Source organism: Streptomyces sp. NPDC059866 (genome assembly GCF_042731325.1).
GTDB lineage: Bacteria > Actinomycetota > Actinomycetes > Streptomycetales > Streptomycetaceae > Streptomyces > Streptomyces flavusporus.
Genome location: NZ_JBHWJT010000005.1, coordinates 243,721 through 265,346 on the forward strand (window position 1 = coordinate 243,721; position 21,626 = coordinate 265,346).

General features: G+C 71.0%; 22 protein-coding genes. 10 read left to right on the top strand and 12 right to left on the bottom strand.

The genetic code is table 11. The features are described 5' to 3' along the window. Positions 1 to 26: 26 nt before the first annotated feature. The 5 genes from ACFV7R_RS09660 to ACFV7R_RS09680 are packed head-to-tail and all read right to left on the bottom strand — an operon-like array spanning position 27 to position 4,836. On the bottom strand, positions 27 to 884 hold the full coding sequence (locus ACFV7R_RS09660) for a DUF4255 domain-containing protein (RefSeq protein ID WP_385261830.1): 858 nt from the start codon (positions 882 to 884) through the stop codon (positions 27 to 29). A 46-nt stretch (positions 885 to 930) separates the two neighbouring features. Beyond that, positions 931 to 1,668, bottom strand: coding sequence for a hypothetical protein (locus ACFV7R_RS09665; protein WP_385261832.1), 738 nt, complete (start codon positions 1,666 to 1,668; stop codon positions 931 to 933). Further along, positions 1,661 to 2,383, bottom strand: a complete 723-nt coding sequence (locus tag ACFV7R_RS09670; RefSeq protein ID WP_385261834.1) for a hypothetical protein — start codon at positions 2,381 to 2,383, stop codon at positions 1,661 to 1,663. The genes ACFV7R_RS09665 and ACFV7R_RS09670 overlap by 8 nt, the downstream gene beginning before the upstream one ends. Positions 2,384 to 2,406: 23 nt before the next feature. Further along, positions 2,407 to 2,931: a phage tail protein gene (locus ACFV7R_RS09675; RefSeq protein ID WP_004003113.1), complete on the bottom strand. Its 525-nt coding sequence runs from the start codon at positions 2,929 to 2,931 to the stop codon at positions 2,407 to 2,409. A gap of 39 nt (positions 2,932 to 2,970) precedes the next feature. Further along, complete coding sequence (locus ACFV7R_RS09680) at positions 2,971 to 4,836, bottom strand: phage tail sheath C-terminal domain-containing protein (protein ID WP_385261837.1); 1,866 nt, start codon at positions 4,834 to 4,836, stop codon at positions 2,971 to 2,973. Between the two features lie 364 nt (positions 4,837 to 5,200). Between ACFV7R_RS09680 and ACFV7R_RS09685 the strand changes: the two genes are divergently transcribed. Then, positions 5,201 to 5,623: a YchJ family protein gene (locus ACFV7R_RS09685; RefSeq protein ID WP_385261838.1), complete on the top strand. Its 423-nt coding sequence runs from the start codon at positions 5,201 to 5,203 to the stop codon at positions 5,621 to 5,623. A gap of 25 nt (positions 5,624 to 5,648) precedes the next feature. On the opposite strand, the gene ACFV7R_RS09690 is transcribed toward ACFV7R_RS09685, so the two are convergent. Next, positions 5,649 to 6,350 (bottom strand): FadR/GntR family transcriptional regulator, encoded by a 702-nt coding sequence (locus ACFV7R_RS09690; protein WP_129797015.1) that lies wholly within the window; start codon positions 6,348 to 6,350, stop codon positions 5,649 to 5,651. A gap of 141 nt (positions 6,351 to 6,491) precedes the next feature. Here ACFV7R_RS09690 and ACFV7R_RS09695 point away from each other — a divergent pair, with 141 nt between their 5' ends. Both ACFV7R_RS09695 and ACFV7R_RS09700 read left to right on the top strand, forming a co-directional pair. Further along, entirely contained in the window at positions 6,492 to 7,019 is a 528-nt protein-coding gene (locus ACFV7R_RS09695) for a gluconokinase (RefSeq protein WP_385261841.1), read from the top strand. Positions 7,020 to 7,074: 55 nt separating this feature from the next. Further along, the gene (locus ACFV7R_RS09700) at positions 7,075 to 8,472 is read left to right on the top strand and encodes a gluconate:H+ symporter (protein WP_385261844.1); all 1,398 of its coding nucleotides are present in this window, start codon (positions 7,075 to 7,077) and stop codon (positions 8,470 to 8,472) included. A gap of 112 nt (positions 8,473 to 8,584) precedes the next feature. Here ACFV7R_RS09700 and ACFV7R_RS09705 read toward each other — a convergent pair whose 3' ends face one another. Both ACFV7R_RS09705 and ACFV7R_RS09710 read right to left on the bottom strand, forming a co-directional pair. Then, a complete protein-coding gene (locus tag ACFV7R_RS09705) occupies positions 8,585 to 9,208 on the bottom strand; it encodes a cytochrome b/b6 domain-containing protein (RefSeq protein ID WP_385261846.1) in 624 nt (207 codons plus the stop codon). Further along, the gene (locus ACFV7R_RS09710; protein WP_385261848.1) at positions 9,192 to 9,917 is read right to left on the bottom strand and encodes a molybdopterin-dependent oxidoreductase; all 726 of its coding nucleotides are present in this window, start codon (positions 9,915 to 9,917) and stop codon (positions 9,192 to 9,194) included. Before ACFV7R_RS09710 ends, ACFV7R_RS09705 begins: the two co-directional genes overlap by 17 nt. 123 nt (positions 9,918 to 10,040) lie before the next feature. Between ACFV7R_RS09710 and ACFV7R_RS09715 the strand changes: the two genes are divergently transcribed. The 6 genes from ACFV7R_RS09715 (at position 10,041) to ACFV7R_RS09740 (ending at position 14,148) form a co-directional block, all read left to right on the top strand. After that, positions 10,041 to 10,556, top strand: coding sequence for an NUDIX hydrolase (locus tag ACFV7R_RS09715; protein WP_385261850.1), 516 nt, complete (start codon positions 10,041 to 10,043; stop codon positions 10,554 to 10,556). Between the two features lie 31 nt (positions 10,557 to 10,587). Beyond that, positions 10,588 to 10,980 (top strand): YidH family protein, encoded by a 393-nt coding sequence (locus ACFV7R_RS09720; RefSeq protein WP_129797021.1) that lies wholly within the window; start codon positions 10,588 to 10,590, stop codon positions 10,978 to 10,980. Continuing rightward, entirely contained in the window at positions 10,977 to 11,300 is a 324-nt protein-coding gene (locus ACFV7R_RS09725; RefSeq protein WP_385261853.1) for a DUF202 domain-containing protein, read from the top strand. Before ACFV7R_RS09720 ends, ACFV7R_RS09725 begins: the two co-directional genes overlap by 4 nt. Positions 11,301 to 11,433: 133 nt before the next feature. Further along, complete coding sequence (locus ACFV7R_RS09730; RefSeq protein ID WP_129797023.1) at positions 11,434 to 11,730, top strand: hypothetical protein; 297 nt, start codon at positions 11,434 to 11,436, stop codon at positions 11,728 to 11,730. A 174-nt stretch (positions 11,731 to 11,904) separates the two neighbouring features. Continuing rightward, positions 11,905 to 12,927, top strand: coding sequence for a phosphotransferase family protein (locus ACFV7R_RS09735; protein ID WP_385261854.1), 1,023 nt, complete (start codon positions 11,905 to 11,907; stop codon positions 12,925 to 12,927). A 6-nt stretch (positions 12,928 to 12,933) separates the two neighbouring features. Then, complete coding sequence (locus tag ACFV7R_RS09740; protein WP_385261855.1) at positions 12,934 to 14,148, top strand: acyl-CoA dehydrogenase; 1,215 nt, start codon at positions 12,934 to 12,936, stop codon at positions 14,146 to 14,148. Between the two features lie 51 nt (positions 14,149 to 14,199). Here ACFV7R_RS09740 and ACFV7R_RS09745 read toward each other — a convergent pair whose 3' ends face one another. From ACFV7R_RS09745 to ACFV7R_RS09755, 3 genes are read right to left on the bottom strand one after another with little or no spacing between them, the layout of a single operon-like run. Next, a complete protein-coding gene (locus ACFV7R_RS09745; RefSeq protein WP_129797026.1) occupies positions 14,200 to 14,793 on the bottom strand; it encodes a TetR/AcrR family transcriptional regulator in 594 nt (197 codons plus the stop codon). Between the two features lie 26 nt (positions 14,794 to 14,819). Beyond that, positions 14,820 to 16,487, bottom strand: coding sequence for a class I adenylate-forming enzyme family protein (locus ACFV7R_RS09750; RefSeq protein WP_385261858.1), 1,668 nt, complete (start codon positions 16,485 to 16,487; stop codon positions 14,820 to 14,822). Then, a complete protein-coding gene (locus ACFV7R_RS09755; RefSeq protein WP_385261859.1) occupies positions 16,484 to 17,248 on the bottom strand; it encodes an SDR family oxidoreductase in 765 nt (254 codons plus the stop codon). Before ACFV7R_RS09755 ends, ACFV7R_RS09750 begins: the two co-directional genes overlap by 4 nt. A gap of 194 nt (positions 17,249 to 17,442) precedes the next feature. On the opposite strand from ACFV7R_RS09755, the gene ACFV7R_RS09760 reads away from it, so the two are divergent. Further along, on the top strand, positions 17,443 to 18,681 hold the full coding sequence (locus ACFV7R_RS09760) for an exo-beta-N-acetylmuramidase NamZ domain-containing protein (protein WP_385261861.1): 1,239 nt from the start codon (positions 17,443 to 17,445) through the stop codon (positions 18,679 to 18,681). 56 nt (positions 18,682 to 18,737) lie between these two features. Here the strand turns inward: ACFV7R_RS09760 and ACFV7R_RS09765 are convergent, their stop codons facing one another. Then, positions 18,738 to 21,536, bottom strand: coding sequence for a penicillin acylase family protein (locus ACFV7R_RS09765; protein ID WP_385261863.1), 2,799 nt, complete (start codon positions 21,534 to 21,536; stop codon positions 18,738 to 18,740). Between the last annotated feature and the right edge of the window lie 90 nt (positions 21,537 to 21,626).

Below are 21,626 nucleotides of genomic sequence, written 5' to 3' on the forward strand. Positions count from 1 at the left end.
CCTGCCCCCGTCGCGCTCATCCCGTGTCACTTCTCCGTGTTCTCGCCCGGGCCGTCCGAGTTCCGTGGGCCCGGACGTGCCGACCGAGGGCTCGTCTTACGGGTGCGCGCCGGCGTCTTGGCGACGGCCTTCGCGGCCTTCTTGGCGACAGGCTTCTCGGCCGCCTTCTTGGCGACGGCCGGTGCTTCGCTCTTCCCATCCTCCGTTGCGGGAACCGGGCCTGACGGTGCGTCATTGCTCCGCTCCACCCCGGGAGGGGCCGGCGCGCCCGGCGCCCCGAACGGCAGCACCCGCACATCCGTCCGTTCGACCGGCTTCCGCGGCACCGGCGTCTCACGCCCGTCGATGAAGACCAGCGCCGCCTGATAGACGACCGACAGTGCGTACGGCGTCTGGTGGAGCATCCCCCACAGCTTCGACGTCTCGTCGACGTCCATCGCCGTCGGTGTGAACCGCACTCGCTGCGCCGCCTCGACGAGGTCGCTGCCCGCCAGGTACGGCTTCTCACCGGCGAGTTCGATGACGTCCTTCGGCAGGACCGGTGTCTCGTGCAGGGTGCGCACCACGGAGCCGATCAGGCGCTGCCCGACGAGTTCCGTCTCGTCGCCGTAGGCGCTGATCAGGTAGTGCAGGTCGAGTGCGGCGGCGGGCCGTTTGACCAGCGTGCCGTCGGCGGCGCGGGTGGGCAGGTCGTTGTTGCGCTGTGAGGTGTCGGGCGTGACCTGGTAGAGGAAGACCGAGATGGTGGGCTGCTCGACGGACGGGTCGGCCGGTGGCTTGCGCGGTTCGACCTTCACCGCCATGTCGGTCTCGGGTCCGATGCGGGACTCGATGAGCAGGGCGAGGGCCTGGGTCACATGGGCGATGGCAAGTGCGTTGCTCATGGCGTGAGTTCCTCGGTCCCTGTCGTCCTGATGCTTCCTGTGCGGCTCATTCACGCCCCCGGGCCAGGTACTCCGCGAGGCTCACCGTCGCGCCCGGCCGCTCGGTCCCGGGCGTCCGCTGCCGGGCGCCGCCGGACGGCGACGGTGCCGCGGTCACCTCGAGCCGCCCGATCTGCACCTGCACCACCTGTTCGGGCGCCCGCGCCGACCGGCGGGCCGCGGCCTGCCGTACGGCCTCGCGGGCCGCCACCGTGTCCGCCGCCCTGGGCCGTGGGGCGGCCGGCGCGGCGGGGGAAGCGGCGTCCGTACCCGGGGGGATGGGTACGGACGCCGCGGTCGGGGCGGCGCGCTCCGGGCGGCCCGGCGTCCGCCGCCCGGCATCCGGGACCGGCCGGGGGCCCGGCAGCACCGGCGCCACCGGGCGCAGCAGCGGCGCCTCGGTCACGGCCGGCGGCGCGGGGGGCTGCGCCGGGTCGGCGGGCGGTCGTTCGGTGCGTACGACGGTCCGCTCGCGTTCCGTGTGCAGCCGTGCCGCGCGGGCCGCCGGAGCCGCACGCGGGGTGTCCGGGCGCGGTGCGGCGGAGAGCGTCGAAGAGGGCCACACCGGCTCGGCGTCCTCGCCCGCGTTCCGCGCCCGTACCGCCTCGATCCGTTCGAACGGGCCGGGCAGCCGAGGCCGGACCCGCACCACGTCCGGGCGCGGGCCGGTGGCGGCCGGCGCGTGCCGGGCGATCAGCCGGTCGAGGAAGTCGGGCACCTCGGAGCCGGGCGTGGACTCAGACATCGGCGCACATCTCCAGGTAGTAGCGGCGCCGCAGCGGGCTGAGCGCCAGGATCTCCGGCTCGCTCCAGCCGTACGCGGTGGCGAGCAGGTGGACGTCCAGGAGCAGGTCCCTCGCCCAGGAGTCGAGTTCGGTCCACAGGTACGAGGCGATGTCCAGCTCGGCCCGGGTGGCCCGCCCGCACTCGGGGCAGGCCACGGCGAGGGTCACGTCGGCCCCCGGGTCGGCGGCCTCCACCGCCTCGGTGATCCGGCGCTGCACGGGTGCGGGCAGGGCGTCGGCGGTGACCGCCGCCCCGTCGTGCACCGCCGAGACGAGGCAGCGCGCGAGCAGCGCTCCGCGCGGATCCACGTCCCGCGCCGCCGCGGTCAGGTCGCCGGCGCCGGGCAGCCGGAACTCGACCTCCCAGCCGTCGTGCGCGACCCGTACGACCGTGTCACCGCGGACTCCGGCCGAGCGGGCGAACTCCCCGGCGTCCAGGTCGAACTCCATGTCCGCCCCGCACTGCGCGCAGTCGAGCCGCACCTGCATGCGCTCGCCGAACAGGGCCCGGCGCAGTGCGAACAGGTCCGCCTCGCGCTCACCCACCGGAAGGGCGGGCAGTGCCCGGGTGTCGAGGTCCGGGCGCGCGGTGCGGTGCAGCAGCAGCGCGCGCCCGGCGGACGCCTCGGCGAGTCCCGCCTCCCAGGTGGCCAGCAGATCGGCCGCCCCAGCCATCAGCTCCCCCAACCTTCTTCAGCTCAGGCCGGGTTCAGGAACGAGGGCTCCTCCGGCTCGGGCACCTCGTAGTCCCGCTCCCAGCCCTCGCACTCGAGCTTCAGCGACTGTATGGCCACCGCGTTGGCGTTGGCGTCCAGCTCGCCCAGGACCTGGTACTCGCTGGGCCAGGTCCGGTACAGCTTGTGCGAGACGGCGACCTGGCCCGCCTCGTTGAGGACCTGGATGACGATGTCCTTGCGGAAGTCGGCGAGGGACACCTCGGAGCCGAGACCGGCCCCGACCTGCCAGACCTTGTTGGCCCAGCGGTCGAACTCGGGGTCGTGGGTGACCCCGCGCTCCAGGGTGATGCCCTCGAACTCCGAGCGGCCCGGCGACTTGCGCGGCGAGGAGGGGTCACCGCCGTGCCGGTGCTTGACGACCTCGGTGGTCCGCTTCAGGGGACTGATCTTGCTGATGCCCGCGACCGTACGACCGTCCCACAGGACCAGGAACTTGAAGTTCTTGTACGGGTCGAAACGATGGGCGTTGACCGTGAACTCAGCCATCGCAATTCCTCGGCATTCCTCGGTTTTCCATGAGCGCGATCAGAGCGCGAACTGCCCGGACGTCTGCTGGATCCTGACGATCACGAACTCGGCCGGCCGCACGGGCGCGATGCCCACCAGCACGTTCACGACGCCGTTTGCCACGTCCTCGTCCGTCGTCGTCTCGTGGTCGCACTTGACGAAGTAGGCCTCGCGCGGCGTGCTGCCCTTGAACGCGCCCTGACGGAAGAGCGTGTGCAGATACGAGGAGGCGCTCAGCCGGATCTGCTGCCACAGCGACTCGTCATTGGGCTCGAACACGACCCACTGCAGGCCGCGTTGCAGACTCTCCTCCACATGCAGCGCGAGCCGGCGCACCGGCACGTACTTCCACTCGCTGTCGAGCGCGTCGGAGCCGGCGAGGGTGCGCGCGCCCCACACCAGGGGGCCGGTCAGCGGGAAGGTGCGCAGGCAGTTGACGCCGAGCGGGTTGAGCAGCCCCGTCTCCCGGTCGGTCAGCTCGACGGTGAGCGAGTGCACGCCCGCGAGCCGCGCCTCGGTGCCCGCCGGCGCCTTCCACACACCGCGCTCGGAGTCGGTACGGGCGAAGACCGCGGCGACCGCGCCGGACGGCGGGAAGGAGCGCAACCGCCCGGTGAGCGGGTCGGTGAGCTGCAGGTGCGGGAAGTACAGGCCGGCGTGGTCGCCGCGCACGGCGTCGAAGGCGGCGAGCCCCGCGCGGGCCGTGTCCACACTGACCCAGGTGCTCGGGGCATCGACGAGCAGGAAGATCCGCCGCTCCTGGCACAGCCGCTGGGCCGCCGAGACGACGGTGAGCATGTTCTCGGTCTTCTCGTACGAGGCCAGCTCGGGCAGCGCCAGCAGGTTGACGTCGGCGACGCCGCGCAGGGCCTGGATGCCGGTCTTGTCGGCCTCGGAGCCGATGAGGTCGCGCGGTCCGGGCGCCTCGCCGTCCTCGCCGCCGTCCAGCGGGAACACCGGCGGGTTGACGGAGGCCTCCAGGCCCAGGTCGTTGGCGCACTCGCCGAGGAAGCGGACGACGTCCTCGGGGTCGGTGGAACCGGCGACGACCTGGATACGCCGGCCGAAGGCGGTCACCTCGGCGCCGGCGAAGGCGTGCTTGCCCGGCGCGTCGGGCAGGGCGCGCAGCTTGCGCTCCAGCAACAGCGCCAACTCGGCGACACCGGACGGGGCTTCGCCGTCGCAGTCGGGGTCGTGGAGCCGGAACTCGCGCTCCACGTCGCCGATCTTGACGGTGAGGTCGACCTCCAGGTTCGGCAGCTCGTCCCCGAACGGCTTGGAGACGGTGCCGGACGGGTCGGGGCGGCCCTCGCCGACGGCGTCGACGCGGATGAGGCGCGAGCCCGCGTTGATCACCGTGGGCGCGTAGCGGCCGTGCCCGGTGTCCATGGACAGGCCGGTGAAGCTCTCGCGGGTGTCGCCCTTGGCGTCGTACACCCGCAGGTTGAAGGTCTCGTCGGGGTGGGGCGTGTCGTAGTCGACGGCGACGCGCAGGCCGTTGCCCCAGACTCCGGGCTCCTTGGCGTGGACCTCGAGAACGCGGCTCTCGCTGTGGCCCTCGGTGGACTCCAGGACGACGCAGGCAGCCTTTCCGCTGCCGGCCTTGGCGACCCGGACGATCACGGCGACGCTGCCGCCGCCCGCGAAGAACTGGTGCACCGCGTAGGCGACGGCGCTCTGCGAGCCGAGCCCTCCGAAGCGGCGCTCGAACTCGGTGAAGCCGGTGACGCGCACCGGTTCGTTGAGCGGACCACGCCGGGTGTGACCGACGAACGCGGTCACCGACGTGGTCACGGCGGAGATGGTGCGGCTGCTGCTGGGAAGCTCTTCGACGTAGACGCCTGGATACGTCGGCCGGGCGGCGCTCACTGCATTCGTCGGCATTCCCCCTCCAATCCCTGTCTCGGGCACCGGACGAAGGCACCAAGAGATGACAGAGGAAGACTTTCCGGACCGGTGCGCCAGAACGCCACCCACACGGGCGACAGTGATCACGCGTACCGCATCAGTTCCCCCGTCAGCACCCCGGGCGGTCGGTCGCCCGGCCCAAGCGCACGCTTGTGACTCCTGATGCTCGAGTGCTCAACCCACCTTGGAGAGTGAGGAGTTGCTCCAGCAAGACGTGTTCACGCCAGCCCTGGGGGAGGTTCGATGAAGGGCGGCGAACATGACTCGCACACGATGTGCGCGTGTCGGGGCGGATGATCCACCACTTCTGCACAGCCGGTGTTGCAGCAGAATGGAGCGCATGTCCCGACGCCCCGCCCGGCCCCGCCGGCCACACCCCTCCACCCCTTCGCACAACCCTTCGTGCCCTTGCGGTCTTGCGGAGACATACGAGATGTGCTGTGGCCGATTTCATCGGGGTGCGGCCTCGGCACCGACCGCCGAGGCGCTCATGCGGTCGCGCTACAGCGCTTTCGTGAAGCGGGACGAGGCGTATCTGCTGCGGACCTGGCACCCGCGGACGCGCCCACCGCGGGTCGAGTTCGATCCCGGTATGCGGTGGACCGGCCTGGAGATCCTCGACACCGGCGACGGGACCGCGTTCCACACGACCGGGACCGTGACCTTCCGGGCGTCGTTCAAGGGCGGGGCGCTGCACGAGCGAAGCCGGTTCGAGCGGGTCGACGGGGCGTGGGTGTACGTCGACGGGGAGTTCCTCGACTGAGGAGCGGCCGACCGCAGCGCGGCCGTCAGGGCGCCAGGATGTCCAGCTCCTGAAGCGCGCCCACCGCGATCTCCCGGGTCAGCTCCTCCGCGCGGGCGGCGTCGCGCTCCCGGACCGCCTCCGCGAGCTTGACGTGCAGGGTGACGGCGGCCGGGTCGGGATCCTCGAACATCACGTCGTGCTGGGTACGACCGGTCAGCACCTCGGCGACGACATCGCCCAGGCGGGCGAACATCTCGTTGCCGGAGGCGTTGAGGATCACCCGGTGGAAGGCGATGTCGTGGAAGAGGTAGCCCTCCAGCTGGTGACCGCGTGAGTGCGCGACCATGCCCAGGGCGCACTCGGTGAGCTCCTTGCACTGCTCGGCGGTGGCGTTCCTGGCGGCGAGCCCCGCGGCGACCGGTTCGACCGCCGAGCGCAGCACCGTGAGCGAGCGCAGCTGGTGGGGCCGGTCGGCGCCGGCCAGTCGCCAGCGGATGACCTGCGGGTCGTAGACGTTCCACTCCGACCTGGGGCGGACCGTCACGCCCACCCGGCGGCGGGACTCGACCAGGTGCATGGACTCGAGCACGCGGACCGCCTCGCGCATCACGGAGCGCGACACATCGAAACGCTGGGCCAGCTCGTCGGTGCGCAGAACGCTGCCCGGGGGGTACTCACCCGCGGTGATCTCGGGGCCGAGGGTGTCCAGTACTTGGCCGTGCAGCCCCCGGCCCGGTGTGCTCATGCACTCAGCGTACGTGCCGGGTCACGGGAACAAAAAGTCAGACTTATTTGTCACAGGCTCTTGAATTCGTCGTACCTAAAAGGTTTCATTTGGCCGACGTCGGAAGCGGCGTCGTATGTCGAGGAAGACAGCGAGGCAGACATGCGTACCCCCCACGTCGTCGTGGTGATGGGCGTCGCCGGAACGGGCAAGACCACGATCGGTCCGCTGCTCGCCGCCCGGCTCGGCGTTCCCTATGCCGAGGGCGACGACTTCCACCCCGAGGCCAACATCGCCAAGATGTCGGCCGGTACCCCGCTCGACGACGACGACAGGTGGCCCTGGCTGGACGCCATCGGCGCCTGGGCGCACGGGCGGGCCGGGCTGGGCGGGGTGGTCAGCAGTTCGGCGCTGAAGCGGTCGTACCGCGACCGGCTCAGGGCCGCGGCCCCCGACATCGTGTTCGTGCACCTCACCGGCGACCGGGCCCTCATCGAGGACCGGATGGCGCACCGGCAGGGTCACTTCATGCCGACGGCCCTGCTGGACTCGCAGTTCGCCACGCTTCAGCCGCTCCAGCCGGACGAGACCGGAGTCGCCGTCGACGTCTCCGGCACGCCCGAGGAGATCACCGAGCGCGCCCTGGCCGCGCTGGACGGGCTGGAGCAGACGGCCCCGCAGACCTCGTAGAACCCCCGCATCACCCCCTCCCCTCCCCATCCCCTCCACTGACAAGGGAACCCCCGTGACCAGACTCAGCGTCGAGATGCTGGCAGCGGACACCGTCGAGCCGATCACCTCGGCCGGCCACGCCCAGCTGGGCATCGCCGTGCTGGCGGGTATCGCGCTCATCGTCCTGCTGATCACCAAGTTCAAGCTTCACGCCTTCCTGGCGCTGACCATCGGGTCGCTGGCGCTCGGCGCCTTCGCCGGGGCACCGCTCGACAAGGCCATCACCAGCTTCACCACCGGCCTCGGCTCCACGGTCGCCGGCGTGGGTGTGCTGATCGCCCTCGGTGCGATCCTCGGCAAGATGCTCGCCGACTCCGGCGGCGCCGACCAGATCGTCGACACGATCCTCGCCAAGGCGAACGGCCGTTCGATGCCATGGGCGATGGTCCTCATCGCCTCCGTGATCGGTCTGCCGCTGTTCTTCGAGGTCGGCGTCGTACTGCTGATCCCGGTCGTACTGATGGTCGCCAAGCGCGGCAACTACTCCCTGATGCGCATCGGCATCCCGGCGCTCGCGGGCCTGTCGGTCATGCACGGCCTGGTCCCGCCGCACCCCGGTCCGCTGGTCGCGATCGACGCGGTGGGCGCCAACCTCGGTGTGACCCTGGCGCTCGGCGTGCTCGTCGCGATCCCGACGGTGATCATCGCCGGTCCGGTGTTCTCGAAGTACGCCGCCCGCTGGGTGGACGTCCCGGCCCCCGACCGGATGATCCCGCAGCGGGCGTCCGAGGAGCTGGAAAAGCGGCCCAGCTTCGGCGCCACGCTGGCGACCATCCTGCTGCCGGTCGTGCTGATGCTCTCCAAGGCCCTCGTCGACATCATCATCGACGACCCCGAGAACACCGTGCAGCGTGTCTTCGACGTGGCCGGCTCCCCGCTGATCGCCCTGCTCGCCGCCGTGCTCGTCGGCATCTTCACGCTGGGCCGCCCTGCCGGGTTCTCCAAGGGGCGGATCTCGTCGATCGTCGAGAAGGGCCTCGCGCCCATCGCGGGCATCCTGCTGATCGTCGGCGCAGGCGGCGGCTTCAAGCAGACGCTGATCGACTCCGGCGTGGGCCAGATGGTCCTGGACATCTCCGAGGACTGGTCGATCCCGGCCCTGCTGCTGGCCTGGCTGATCGCGGTGGCGATCCGGCTGGCGACCGGTTCGGCAACCGTCGCGACCATCTCGGCGGCCGGACTGGTCGCCCCGCTCGCGGCCGACATGTCCACCACGCACGCCGCCCTGCTGGTCCTGGCCATCGGCGCCGGTTCGCTCTTCTTCAGCCATGTCAACGACGCCGGCTTCTGGCTGGTGAAGGAGTACTTCGGGCTGAACGTCGGCCAGACGATCAAGACCTGGTCGATCATGGAGACGATCATCTCGGTCGTCGCGGGTGCGCTGGTGCTGCTGTTGTCCCTGGTCATATAGCGGCTGTCCGCGGGACAGTCGCCAAGCAGCCGCACACCGTCCGGCCACCGGCCGGACCCGGGCCCGGGGCAACCGCCCCGGGCCCGGGTGTTTTCCTGCGGTACACCGGAGCTCAGCGTCGCCAGAGCGGATGCTCCCGCTCCGCCCACTCCCCGCTCACCGACCCCGTCCGCATCCCCCGCCGGGCCTCCGGATCCGCCAGCGCCATGCCGATGTGCCCGGCGAGGACGATGCCGATGGTGAGGGCCAGCCAGTCGTGGACGAAGGTCGCGCTGGTGCGCCACACCAGCGGGGTGAGGTGGGTGAACCACATGATCAGTCCGGTGCCGAGCATCACCAGCGTCGCCCCGGCGATCCAGGCCGCGTAGATCTTCTGCCCGGCGTTGAACTTCCCCGCCGGACGTGCGGCGGACCGCCGGTCCCGGCGCAGGGCGGCGCGCAGCCAGACCCGGTCGTGCGGGCCGAAGCGGTTCAGCAGCCGCAGGTCACCGCGGAAGGCCCGGGAGGCGAGGCCGGCAAGCACGGGCACGGGCAGGGCGACTCCCGCCCACTCGTGGACGGTGACGACGAGGGCACGGCGGCCGACCAGCTCCGCGAGCTCGGGGATGTACAGACAGGCCGCGGTCAGCACGCACACGCCCATCAGCGCGGCCGTCGTCCGGTGCACCCACCGCTCGGCCCTGCTGAACCGGCGGACCGTCGTAGCGGCTACGGGGGCGTCAGCTCGTAGGCTCATCGTCCCGCCCGTTCGAACGGCCCACCCAGGCGTCGATGTCGTAGCCCCGTTCTTCCCAGTAGCCCGGCCGCACGTCTTCGGTGACGGTGATGCCGGAGAGCCACTTCGCGGACTTGTAGAAGTACATGGGGGCCACATAGAGGCGTACGGGTCCGCCGTGGGCGTGACCGAGATCCTCGTCCTGCATGCGCAGGGCCACCAGGACGTCGGCGCGACGGGCCTGGTCGAGGGTGAGGCTCTCGGAGTAGGTGCCGTCGAAGCAGGTGAAGCGCACCGCCCCGGCCGACGGGCGCACTCTCGCGGCGTCCAGGAGCCGGGACAGGCGCACCCCCTCGAACGGTGTGTCCGGGACCCGCCACCCGGTGACGCACTGCACGTCGCGCACCATCCGGGTCTGCGGCAGGGCGCGCAGGCCGGCCAGCGTGTAGGTGCGCGGTCGGTCCACCAGTCCGTCGACGGTGAGGCGGTAGGTCGTGGCGTTCTTGTGCGGTACGGAGGAGGCGACCGAGTAGTAGCGGAAGCCGCCGCCGTTGGGCAGCAGGCCGGTCAGGCCGGTGGGGTCCTTGTCCGCGGCGCTGCCGAGGAAGGACTCCAGTCCGCGCTGCAGGGTGGGCGCGGCGACCACGCCGAGGGCACCCAGGCCGAGGGTGCCGAGCAGGACGCGACGGCCGATCGGCCGGCCCTCCTGCTCGGGCTGTCCGGTATTCACCCAGCCATTCGAGCACCCGGGACCCCGGCGCCGCCAGGGAGCGCGGACGCCCGTCAGAATTCCGTAACCCCCGCTCGGCCACCGCTGCCGAAACCACCGCTCCCGCCCTGCTTGGATGGCCCCATGAGCGCTGCTGACGAGATCCTCGACATCGTCGACGAACACGACCGCGTCGTCGGGCAGGCCCCGCGCGGGGAGGTGTACGCGCAGGGTCTGCGTCACCGGTGCGTGTTCATCCAGGCCCGGGACGCGGCGGGCCGGATCTTCGTCCACCGCCGCACCCCGGCCAAGCTCGTCTTCCCCTCCTTGTACGACATGTTCGTCGGCGGCGTCGTCGGCGCGGGCGAGGCCTACGACGATGCGGCGTTGCGCGAGGCCGAGGAGGAACTCGGCGTCACCGGGCTACCGCGTCCCGCGTACCTGTTCAAGTTCCTGTACGACCACGGGGCCGGCCACAGCTGGTGGTCCGCCGTCTACGAGGTGCGCTGCGACCTGCCGGTCCAGCCGCAGGCCGAGGAGGTCGCCTGGCACGACTTCCTGCCCGAGCAGGAGATCGAGCGGCGTCTCGCGGAATGGCAGTGGGTTCCGGACGGCCTGGCGGCCTACGCGCGCCTGAGCGCCTACCGGTCGGCGGGCTGATCCGACCGCGCACCCCGATAGGGTCGTGCACGTGATCGAACTCGTACGGAACGTCCGGCTGTGGTTCGCACCCCAGCGGATCCGGGCGGAGGGCGTCACGCCCGACTACCGGTTCTCGCTGGCGAACGAGCGCACCTTCCTGGCCTGGCTGCGCACCGCGCTCGCGCTGATCGGCGGCGGTTTCGCGGTGGACCAGTTCCTGCCGGACCTGAGCCGGGGCTGGCGGGTCGGGCTTGCGCTCGCGCTGCTCGCGGCGGGCGTGCTGTGCTCCCTGCGGGCGGTCAACCACTGGATGCGCTGCGAGCGCGCCATGCGCCGGGGCGAGGACCTGCCGGTGTCACGGTTCCCGGCGCTGCTGAGCCTGGTCGTCGCGGTGGTGGCCGTCGCGATGGTCGTCGTCGTGCTGGTCGGGTGGGAGGGATGAGCGCCGTCGCCGCCCCGGAGCGGGATCCGGGACTGCAGCCGGAGCGGACCCGGCTCGCCTGGCGGCGCACCACGCTGTCGGGCACCGTCGCCGCCGTACTCGCCGTGCGGACCGCACTGCACGGCGGGGTGTCGGCCCCCCGGCTCGTCGTCGGTGCCCTGTGCTGTGCCCTCTGGCTGGGCTTCCTGCTGGTCGCCCATCGCCGGATCCACACGCTCGCGGCGACCGACCGCCCCACGGCCCTCACACCCCGGTACGCCGCGGCCGCGGCCCTGTGCACGGTCGCCCTGGCCGCCTGCGCCTCGGCGCTGGTCCTCTAGGGACTGACCGCCGCACGGGCACCGGTCAGCCGCGGGTGGGGTACTCGGGCGCCACGCATGCCGGATGCCCGGATATGTTCTGGTCGCGTGGCAGCCTGTCCGTCGTCATCACCCGCACCCGAAGGTGAGCGCCATGACCACCCTGCACCAGGAACACACCTCCCACACGCACACCCACGGCCCCGCCTGCGGGCACGCCGAGGTGCCGCACGGCGACCACATCGACTACGCGCACGACGGCCATCTGCACCGCGCCCACGACGGCCACTGGGACGAGTGCGAGCCCGCCGCGCACACCGCCCACGAGGGGCACGACCACCGGCACGGCGAGGACTGCGGCCACATGCGGGTCCAGCACGGCGACCACGTCGACTACCTCCACGACGGCCACCGGCACGCCGCGCACGGCGACCACTGGGACGACCACTGAGGTCCTGACACCCCGGCACTGGCCGACAATCACCCCTCGACAGCTCCCCGCCGACCCACGCGGGGAGCTGTCGGCCTATCGTGGCTCCGATCACGTTCGGGCGACGCTCTGGACTACATACCGACCGGTCGGCATCATAAGTCGGGTCCTGTTCACACGTCCGTAGGAGCGACGATGGTTGCCGACCACCCGCCAGGCCTCGATCCCGACCGGCTGCGCGGCCTGCTCGACCGTGAGCGGCCCGGCCTGGTGCACGGCCCGCTGACCGGCCGGCTGATCGAGGGCGGACGGTCGAACCTCACGTACATCGTCTCCGACGGCGTGTCGCAGTGGGTCGTACGACGGCCGCCGCTCGGTCATGTCCTGGCCACCGCGCACGACATGAAGCGCGAACACCGGGTGATCAGCGCCCTGCACCAAACGAAGGTGCCGGTGCCGCGTCCGGTGCTGCTGTGCGAGGACGAGGAGGTGCTCGGAGCGCCGTTCTACGTCATGGAGTTCGTGCCCGGCACCCCGTACCGCACCGCCGAGCAGCTCGCCCCGCTCGGCCCGGAGCGCACCCGGGGCGCGGTGCTGTCGCTGGTGGACACGCTCGTCGACCTGCACGCGGTCGATCCCGACGAGGTCGGGCTCGCCGACTTCGGCCGGCCCGAGGGCTTCCTGGACCGGCAGCTGCGCCGCTGGGGCAAGCAGCTGGACGCCTCCCGCAACCGTGACCTGGCCGGCATCGACGAACTGCACGCCGCCCTCGGCCGGGAGCTGCCCCACTCCCCCGCGCCGGCCGTCGTGCACGGCGACTACCGGCTGGACAACGTCCTGATCGGCGAGAACGACCGGATCACGGCGGTGCTGGACTGGGAGATGTCCACGCTCGGGGATCCGCTGACCGACCTGGGCCTGCTCGTGATGTACAGCATGCCGCTGGGCATGTCCGACTCGCCCGTCTCCACCACCGCCGAGGCCCCCGGGCACCCGGACCCGGCCGAGATCGTCGAGCGGTACGCCGCCCGCTCCGGACGCGATGTCTCGGCGATCTCCTGGTACACGGCGTTCGCCTGGTTCAAGCTCGCCGTGATCCTGGAGGGCATCCACTACCGCTACACCCTCGGCCAGACCGTCGGGCGCGGCTTCGACCGCATCGGCGACCTGGTTCCCGTCTTCATCGAGCACGGCCTGACCACCCTTCAGGAAGGCTGATCCGCCATGGACTTCGCGTTCGACGCGCGCACCGAGGAGCTGCGCGCCAAGCTGCTCGCCTTCATGGACGAGTACGTGTATCCGGCCGAGCAGGTCGCCCACGAGCAGCGCGAGCGGCTCGCCTCGCCGTGGGACACCCCGCCGATCGTCGAGGAGCTGAAGACCGAGGCGCGCCGCCAGGGCCTGTGGAACCTCTTCCTGCCCGACGCCGAGCACGGCGCCGGGCTGACCAACCTCCAGTACGCCCCGCTCGCCGAGATCACCGGCCGCTCCCCGCAGCTCGCGCCGACCGCGACGAACTGCGCCGCGCCGGACACCGGGAACATGGAGGTGCTCGCGCAGTTCGGTGACGAGCAGCAGAAGAAGCAGTGGCTCCAGCCGCTGCTCGCCGGTGAGATCCGGTCGGCGTTCGCGATGACCGAGCCGGAGGTGGCCTCCTCCGACGCCACCAACATCACCACGCACATCGAGCGGGACGGCGACGAGTACGTCATCACCGGCCGCAAGTGGTACATCTCCGGGGCGATGAACCCGGACTGCCGGATCTTCATCGTCATGGGCAAGACCGACCCGGACGGGGCGGACATCCGCCGTCAGCAGTCCATGGTCCTGGTCCCCCGCGACACGCCCGGCGTGACCGTCGAACGCGCCATGCAGGTCTTCGGCTACGAGGACCACTACCACGGCGGCCACGCCGAGGTGATCTTCGACCACGCGCGCGTGCCGGTGTCGAACCTGATCGGCGAGGAGGGCGGCGGCTTCGCCATCGCCCAGGCCCGGCTGGGACCCGGCCGGATCCACCACTGCATGCGGCTGATCGGCATGGCCGAGCGGGCGATCGAGCTGATGTGCCGACGGGCCGTCTCCCGCACCGCCTTCGGCAAGCCGCTGGCCCAGCAGGGTGTGGTCCACAACTGGATCGCGGACGCACGGGTCGCCGTGGAGCAGCTGCGTCTGCTGGTACTGAAGACGGCCTGGATGATGGACACGGTCGGCAACCGGGGCGCCCACACGGAGATCCAGGCCATCAAGATCGCCACGCCCCGCACGGTCGTCGGCATCCTCGACAAGGCGATCCAGCTGCACGGTGCGGGCGGTGTGAGCCAGGACTTCCCGCTGGCCGAGCTGTACGCCGGTGCACGGACGCTGATGATCGCCGACGGCCCCGACGAGGTGCACCAGCGGTCGCTGGCGCGGCGGGAGCTGAAGAAATACCTGTGAGCGCACGGGTAAGGGGCGCCCTCCAAGGGAGGGCGCCCCTTACTTCCGCGTTCAGGGTCGCAGCGCACGCAGCAGCAGATCCGCCAGCTGGTCGGCGACCTCCTGCGGGCTGAGCGGACCGTCGGGCCGGTACCAGGTCGACAAGTGGTGCACGGACCCGAAGTGGTAGTCCACCACCAGGTCCGCCGGGGTCTCCTTGGAGAAGACGCCCGCCTCCTGGCCCTCCTCGATCAGTGCACGGAAGCGTTCGTGGTAACGCCGACGCTCCGCGCGCACCTGCTTGTTCTTCTCCGGGCTCAGGTGGTGCATGGAGCGGAAGAAGATCATGGCGTCGTCGAGGTTCTCGATCGTCGTGACCACGACGTCGGCCGCCGCGGCCCGCAGCCGCTGCTCGACCGGCTCGTCGGCGTCCGCGAAGGCGTCGAGACGCTCCTGCTGGACGCGCAGCACGCGCGCGTACACCTCGTGCAGAAGGTCGTCCTTGGAGCCGAAGTAGTGGTACAGCGCCCCCTTGGTGACACCGGCCGCCTCGACGATCTCCTGCACCGAGGTGCGGTCGTAACCCCGCTCCGCGAAGAGCCGGGTGGCGGCGGCCAGCAGCCGCTGCGGCACAGGAGCCCCGTCCCCGTCCGTCGTCCTGGGCACTGCCGCCACCTGCCTTCCGTGATGTCCTACTGACTTTCGTGTGATCGGGAACGCAATTCCCGACGGAGGATCTTCCCACTCGCCGTCTTCGGCAAGTCGGGCAGGATCTCCACCTGCCGCGGGTACTTGTAAGCGGCCAGTCTCTCCTTGCAGTACGCGGCGAGCGCATCCGGGTCCGGATCGGCCCCCGGACGGAGGCTGATGTAGGCCTTGACGGTCTCGCCGCGGTACCCGTCGGGGACGCCGACGACGGCCGCCTCGCGTACCGCCGGGTGGGTGTAGAGCACGTCCTCGACCTCGCGCGGCCACACCTTGAAGCCGGACGCGTTGATCATGTCCTTCTTGCGGTCGACGACATACAGCCAGCCCTCGGCGTCCATGAACCCGATGTCCCCGGTGCGCAGCTCGCCGTCGGGGAAGGTCTCGGCGGTGGCGTCGGGGCGCCGCCAGTAGCCGGGCACGACCTGGGGCCCACGGACGACGATCTCACCCTGCTCCCCGAACGGCATCTCCGCCCCCTGCTCGTCGACGATGCGTACGACGGTGTCCGGCCCCGGCACGCCCACGGCCAGCGTCCCCGACGCCGGGTCGACGGGCGCCTCCCGGCCGGGCGGGACGGAGGCACAGGGGGCGGTGCACTCGGTGAGCCCGTAGCCGTTGCGGATGTACGGACCGAAGCCGGCGCGGAACTTCTCCACCAGGGCGGGCGGCAGCGGGGCGCCGCCGGAGGAGATGATCCGGAAGGAGGAGAAGTGGTCCGGGGTGACGGACGGGTGGGCGGCCAGCGCCATGAAGGCGGTGGACGGGCCGACCGTGTAGTGCGGCCGGTGCGCGGCGAACGCGTCGAGCACGACGCCCGCCTCGAACCGGTACGCCAGCACCAGCGTGCCCGCGCTGTTGAGGCAGGCGCCGAACTGGCACACCATGCCGGTGATGTGGAACAGCGGCGCCATCGCGAAGTAGACCGGCGTCTCGGGCAGCCCGAGGCCGGTCCGCTGCCGCTCGGCGTTGTACATGATGTTGCCGTGGGTGTTGGTGGCGCCCTTGGGGGTGCCGCTGGTGCCCGAGGTGTAGCTGATCAGCGCGATGTCGGCCGGGCCCGGATCGCGGCCCTCCGGCGCCTTGTGCCCCTGCCGGGCGACGGCCGTGAGGTCGTCGGCGTCCGGGGCCTGCGGCAGCCGCTCGAAGCCCAGCACGCGCGCGTCGTGCCGGGTTTGGAAGTCCAACTCACAGGCGGTGAGCACGATCCGCACCGGCGAGTCCGCCGCCGTGTCGCGCAGATACGACTCCCAGGCCCGGTCGGAGCAGATCAGCGCGGCCACCTCGCCGTCCCGCAGGACATGGCCGACCTCCCCCGCCTTGTACATGGGGTTGACCGGCACGACGACCGCGCCCGCCTTCCAGGCGCCGAGCACGGCAAGCACGAAGTGCGGCGAGTTCTGCAACAGGACGGCGACCCGGTCGCCGCGCTCCAGACCGCGCGCGGCGAGGTGCCCGGCGACGGAATCGGTGAGCTCGTCGACGTCGCGGTACGTCAGGCGCCCGTCGAAGTAGGCGAGGAACGTACGGTCCGGCGCTTCGCCCATGACCCTGCGCAGGGCGTGCACCAGGGAGCCTGCGGGGTCGATCGGGGCGCGCTGGGCGTCGTCGAGCAGGTCCAGCCAGGGCTTGGCCTCGTACCTGGAGCCGGTCACCGGGCGGCCTCCCACTTCTGCTGGATGTGGTTCATGCTGGTCAGCCAGCGGTCCGGCTCGGTGGCCCGGGCCTGGTAGTACCCGGCGACCTCGGGGTGCGGCAGGATCAGGAAGCGGTCCTCCTCGATGCCCTTGAAGAGGGCGTCCGCCACGTCCTCGGGCTCGATCGCGGTCGGCACCAGAACCAGGTCGCCCGCGCTGCCGGTACCGGCCAGCATGTCGGTGCGCACGCCCTGCGGGCAGATCGCGTGGACCTTCAGGCCCCGGTGGCGGTAGGTCAGGGACAGCCACTCGGCGAAGGCGTAGGCGCCGTGCTTGGTGACGGCGTAGGGCGCGGCGCCGATCATGGTGAGCAGCCCGGCGGCGGAGACGGTGGACACGAAACGCCCGCTGCCGCGCTCCAGCCAGTCCGGCAGCAGCGCCTGCGCTGCACGGACGTGAGCCATCACGTTGACGTCCCAGGCGAGCGCCCAGACGTCCTCGCCGGCCGCCGCGGAACCGCCGGAGGCGACGCCTGCGTTGGCGCAGTAGACGTCGACGGTGCCACCGAGAGCGTCCCGCGCGGCGCCGACGATCGCGGAGGCGTCGCCGGGGACGGCGATGCCGCCGATCTCCTCGGCCACCGCCTCGGCCTTGCCGGCATCCAGGTCGTTGACGACGACACGCGCCCCTTCGGCGGCGAACCGACGGGCCAGGGCGGCCCCGATCCCGCCCCCTGCTCCGGTGACGACGACTCCGGCACCCTGCACGGCTTCCACCATCGGTCTCCTTCGACACGACACGGCTCTGCGGAACGCCAGACTAACCGGTCGGTATGTAGTAAAGGAAGGGCACCGGCAACGCATCAGGGGCGCGGGGCTATATCGATATGCGGCTCCTCCCCCACCGCGGGCGCGACCAGCCACGAACCGCCGGTACCTTCCCCACAACCTGCGACAGCAATACCGTGCCCCCCATGCGCCTATCCAGACGAGCTCTACTCGCAGCGACAACGGCAGCAACCGCCCTCACCGCCACATCCCCCGCCCACCCGGCCGAGCGCCGCAGGCAACTCCGTACCGGATTCGAGAACCTTGCCGCAAGCTCCTATGCGCAGCTCAGCGGCCAGCGCACCGGCATCGTCACCAACCCCACCGGCATCACCCGCGACGTACGCCACATCGTCGACGTCATGCATGCCGACGACCGGGTGAACCTGACCGCCGTCTTCGGCCCGGAGCACGGTTTCCGCGGCACCGCCCAGGCCGGCGGCTCCGAGGGCCGCTACGACGACCCGGCGACCGGGCTGCCGGTGTACGACACGTACCTGAAGAGCGGTCAGCCCCTCGCCGACATCTTCACGGCGTCGAACGTGGACACCGTCGTCTTCGACATCCAGGACGTCGGCGCACGCTTCTACACGTACATCTGGACCCTCTACGACTGCATGGAGGCGGCCAGGCTCGCGGGCAAGCGGTTCGTCGTGCTGGACCGCCCGAACCCGGTGACCGGGCGGTCGGCCGAAGGGCCGGTGCTGCACAAGGAGTTCGCGACGTTCGTCGGCCGGCAGCCGATCTCCCAGGCGCACGGGATGACGGTCGCGGAACTGGCGCGGCTGTTCAACGAGGAGTTCCTGACCGCGCCGGTGGAACTGGGCACCGTACGGATGACCGGCTGGAAGCGGTCGGAGTTCTACGACGCCGGCGGGCTGCCATGGGTGCCGCCGAGCCCCAACATGCCGACGCCCGACACCGCCCTCGTGTACGCGGGAACGTGTCTCTTCGAGGGCACCAACCTCTCCGAGGGGCGCGGCACCACCCGCCCGTTCGAACTGCTCGGAGCGGAGGGCATCGACGGGCGCTGGGCCGCCGCCGCGAACGAACTGGCCCTGCCGGGTGTGCACTTCAGGGAGGCGTACTTCGCGCCCACCTTCTCCAAGTTCCAGGGGAAGACCGTCGGAGGCGTGCAGCTCCACGTGCACGACCGGAACGCCTTCGACCCGGTGCGCACCGGAGTCGCCCTCCTCGTGACGGCCAGGAAGGTCTGGAGCGGATTCACCTGGCGCTCCGACAACTGGATCGACAAGCTGACCGGCTCCACCCTCGTGCGCACGATGATCGACGCCGGTGCGGGCGCCGACGAGGTGGTGGCGAGCTGGCAGGAGGAGCTGGCGGCGTTCCGGCGGGTACGCAGGGAGTACCTGCTCTATCGCTGAGCGGCGCCGGTCCGGCGCGGCGGGCCGTGTCGGACCACCGCCGCGCCGGACGAGGGTCACCGGTGTGAGGTGAACTCCACGACCTGCTGGTACGTCGGCCGGTTCTGCCAGCTGATTCCGCGGTGGCCGATGCCGCCGAGCGGGCGGTGGACGACCGAGTCGGCACACCACTGGTCGCCCGCCGAGCAGGCGTCGTCACCGGGGTAGACCTGGGCGGCGGTCCTGCCGGCCGCCTCCTTCAAGGTGCTGATCAGGGTGTCCCGGCAGGCGCTGAGGCTGCCGTCGCCGCAGTACGTCCTGGCCAGCGGTCCCTGCACCTGTTCGCCGAGCACCGACCGGATGTCCTTGTCGACATAGCTCCACCACCCGTACTGGTAGGCGCTTCCGGCGTGTGCGCCGGTCGGGCCGTGGGCGGCCGACGGGGACTCGTCGACCGGGAGGTTGGCGGTGAAGGCGCTGTACAGGTCGCTGCCGAGGCCGGGTTCGAACTCGGCCTTCACCAGCAGCGGCCACCAGGCGTCCAGGATGCGGATCGCGTCGGCGTGGGCGTAGGTGTGCGAACCGGCCGAGGTCTCCGTACGCCGTGACCCGGCCGACACCCACGCGGACAGCTTGCTCACCGCCGCCGCGGCCGCCGGGTCCGTCACCGGCGAGCTGTTGATCACCTTCAGCAGCTTCGGCAGCACGTCCTCCGCGCGCAGGTCCGCGAGCCCCGCCTCGGCCATCGCCTTCACCAACGAGGCGCGCGTCACGCCACCTGTGTCCACCAGCTTCTTCACCCGGCCGTCCAGCAGATTGCCGCGGTGCACCGACCCGTTGCCCCAGGGCGCGGCGGCGTAGTCCTCGGCCTGCTTGTTGTTCCAGGAGATGTAGTAGTCCTGGTCGATCGAGTTCGGGTGCTGGGAAGGCGGTGTGTAGGAGGCGGTGTTGGTGTCCGGGTTCCAGTTCCGCCATTCGTACGCCGGCTGCGCCCAGGCCGGAAACTCGGCGTCGACGCCGTTCGCGCGTACCGGGTTGTCGCCGCTGTTGTAGTACGCGGTGTGCTCGGAGTCGGCGTAGAACCAGTTGAAGGTGTAGTTGATGTGCTGCACCGCGCTCTGGAAGCTCTCCGGGCCCTTGACGTGGTCCGGGTCGTTCAGCATCTGGAAACCGATGATGGAGTCGGCCTCGTGCAGGAAGGAGGAGCGCAGGGTGGTGTAGGCGACCTTCTTGCCGTCGACGGTCGCGCGATGGGTGACCGGCCCGTACTTCGTGCGCCAGACGCGCATCGTGTACGAACCGGCGGCGGTGCCGTCGGCCACGGTCGGCTTCCAGGCGTTCTTCTGTTCCACCTTCTGCATCGGCGTGCAGGTGCCGCGGTACAGGTAGTGGTGGTCGTCCTGGCACAGCTCGACGGCGTACGTGTCGATGATGTCCTGGCCGGACGTGGTCGCGCTCCAGGCGTAGTCCTGGCCGCGGCCGAGTTCGACGTAGAAGCTCAGGCCCGCGAAGGAGGCGCCGCGGGCGCTGATGCCCGGGCCCTGGATCTCCTGGAGCATCAGCAGCTGCGGGGCGAAGTAGCCGGTCTGCGGGCCGAAGACGGCGACCGGGTGACCGCTCGCGGTGTGCTCGCCGCTCACCACGAGGGCGTTGGACATACCGCGCTTGGCGGAGGTGACGGCGTTCGCGGCGGCGTCGGCCGAGGCGCCGGTGGCACCCCGGGAAGCCGCGCTGCCCGTACGGTCGAAGACCAGTTCCTCGCGGGTCACCGAACCGGCGTCGGGCAGGGCCTCGCCCTGTGGGTCGGCGGGCTTCCGGCCGTACGGGAAGCTGCCGTCGTGAACGGTGAGGACGGCCTCGGGGTCGTTGCGCTCCCGGAAGGACTCCCACACCTTGGTGCCCTCGGTGACTCCGTACTTGGACTGGGCGGCGAGCAGCGAGAGCGCGTTGCCCACCTCACCGCCGCCGCCGGAGCCGAACAGCGCGCCGATGACGGAGGCCAGCGCGACCAGGTCGGTGGGCTTGAAGTGCGCGATCGTGCCGGCGTTGGTGACGGAGTCCTTGTGGCCGGTCAGGACGTACTCGCCGGGAAAGTAGCGGCCTCTGTCGGAGGCGTCGATGTAGGCGTTGATGCCGTCGACGTAGGCGTTGACGTCGGCGAGGGCCTGCCGGCCGCGCTCGCCGTTCGAGGCGGCGGCGTTGTCTATCTGCGCCTGCAGATCGGCCTCGGTGTAGGGCGCGTTGCGCCAGAACTCCTGCTCAAGGCCCTGGTTGGAGGCGGCGCCGCCGGCGAAGGAGGTGAGCTGTCCGCGCCCGACATGGCGGAAGACGTCCATCAGCCACAGCCGGTCCTCGGCCGCCGCATAGCCGGCGCCGAACTCCGTGCCGTACCGAGTGGTACCGGTGATGTGCGGTACGCCCGTCCTCTTGTCGCGGACGATCGTCACGTCGCTGCGGCCGGCGGGCTTGACGGTGGAGGCGACCTGATCGGCGGGGACCCCGAACGACGCGTCGTTGAAGAAGGTGTTGATCGTGGCGTCGGTGAGCGTGGAGTAGCCGGTGGCCAGGGAGGCGTACGGGCCGAGTTGGTCGTCGGCGTGGGCGGGCTGGGTGCCGAAGGCCTGGTGGAGAAGGATCTGTGCGAGGGTGGCGTTGCCGTTCTGGCCGGGCGGCAGGATGTCCGAACACCGGTTGCCGCAGTGGTCGGTGACGGCCGCGGCATCAGCGGCAGGTGCCTCGGGGGCAGCGGCCGCCTGGGACAGCGGGGACAAAAGGCCGGCAATCAGGACGCATACGGATGCGGTCTTCAGGAACCCGAGGGATCTGCGGGGAGTTCTCAGTCTGTCGAGCGCGTTGCGTGGGGTGCGCCGTGGCATGGCAGCTCCTCCCGACGGGGGTGGGCGGGATGTTACCGCCGGTTATCCCCGAGTTTGAAGATGAACATGCGTCACTTTTGGGAGTCGAAA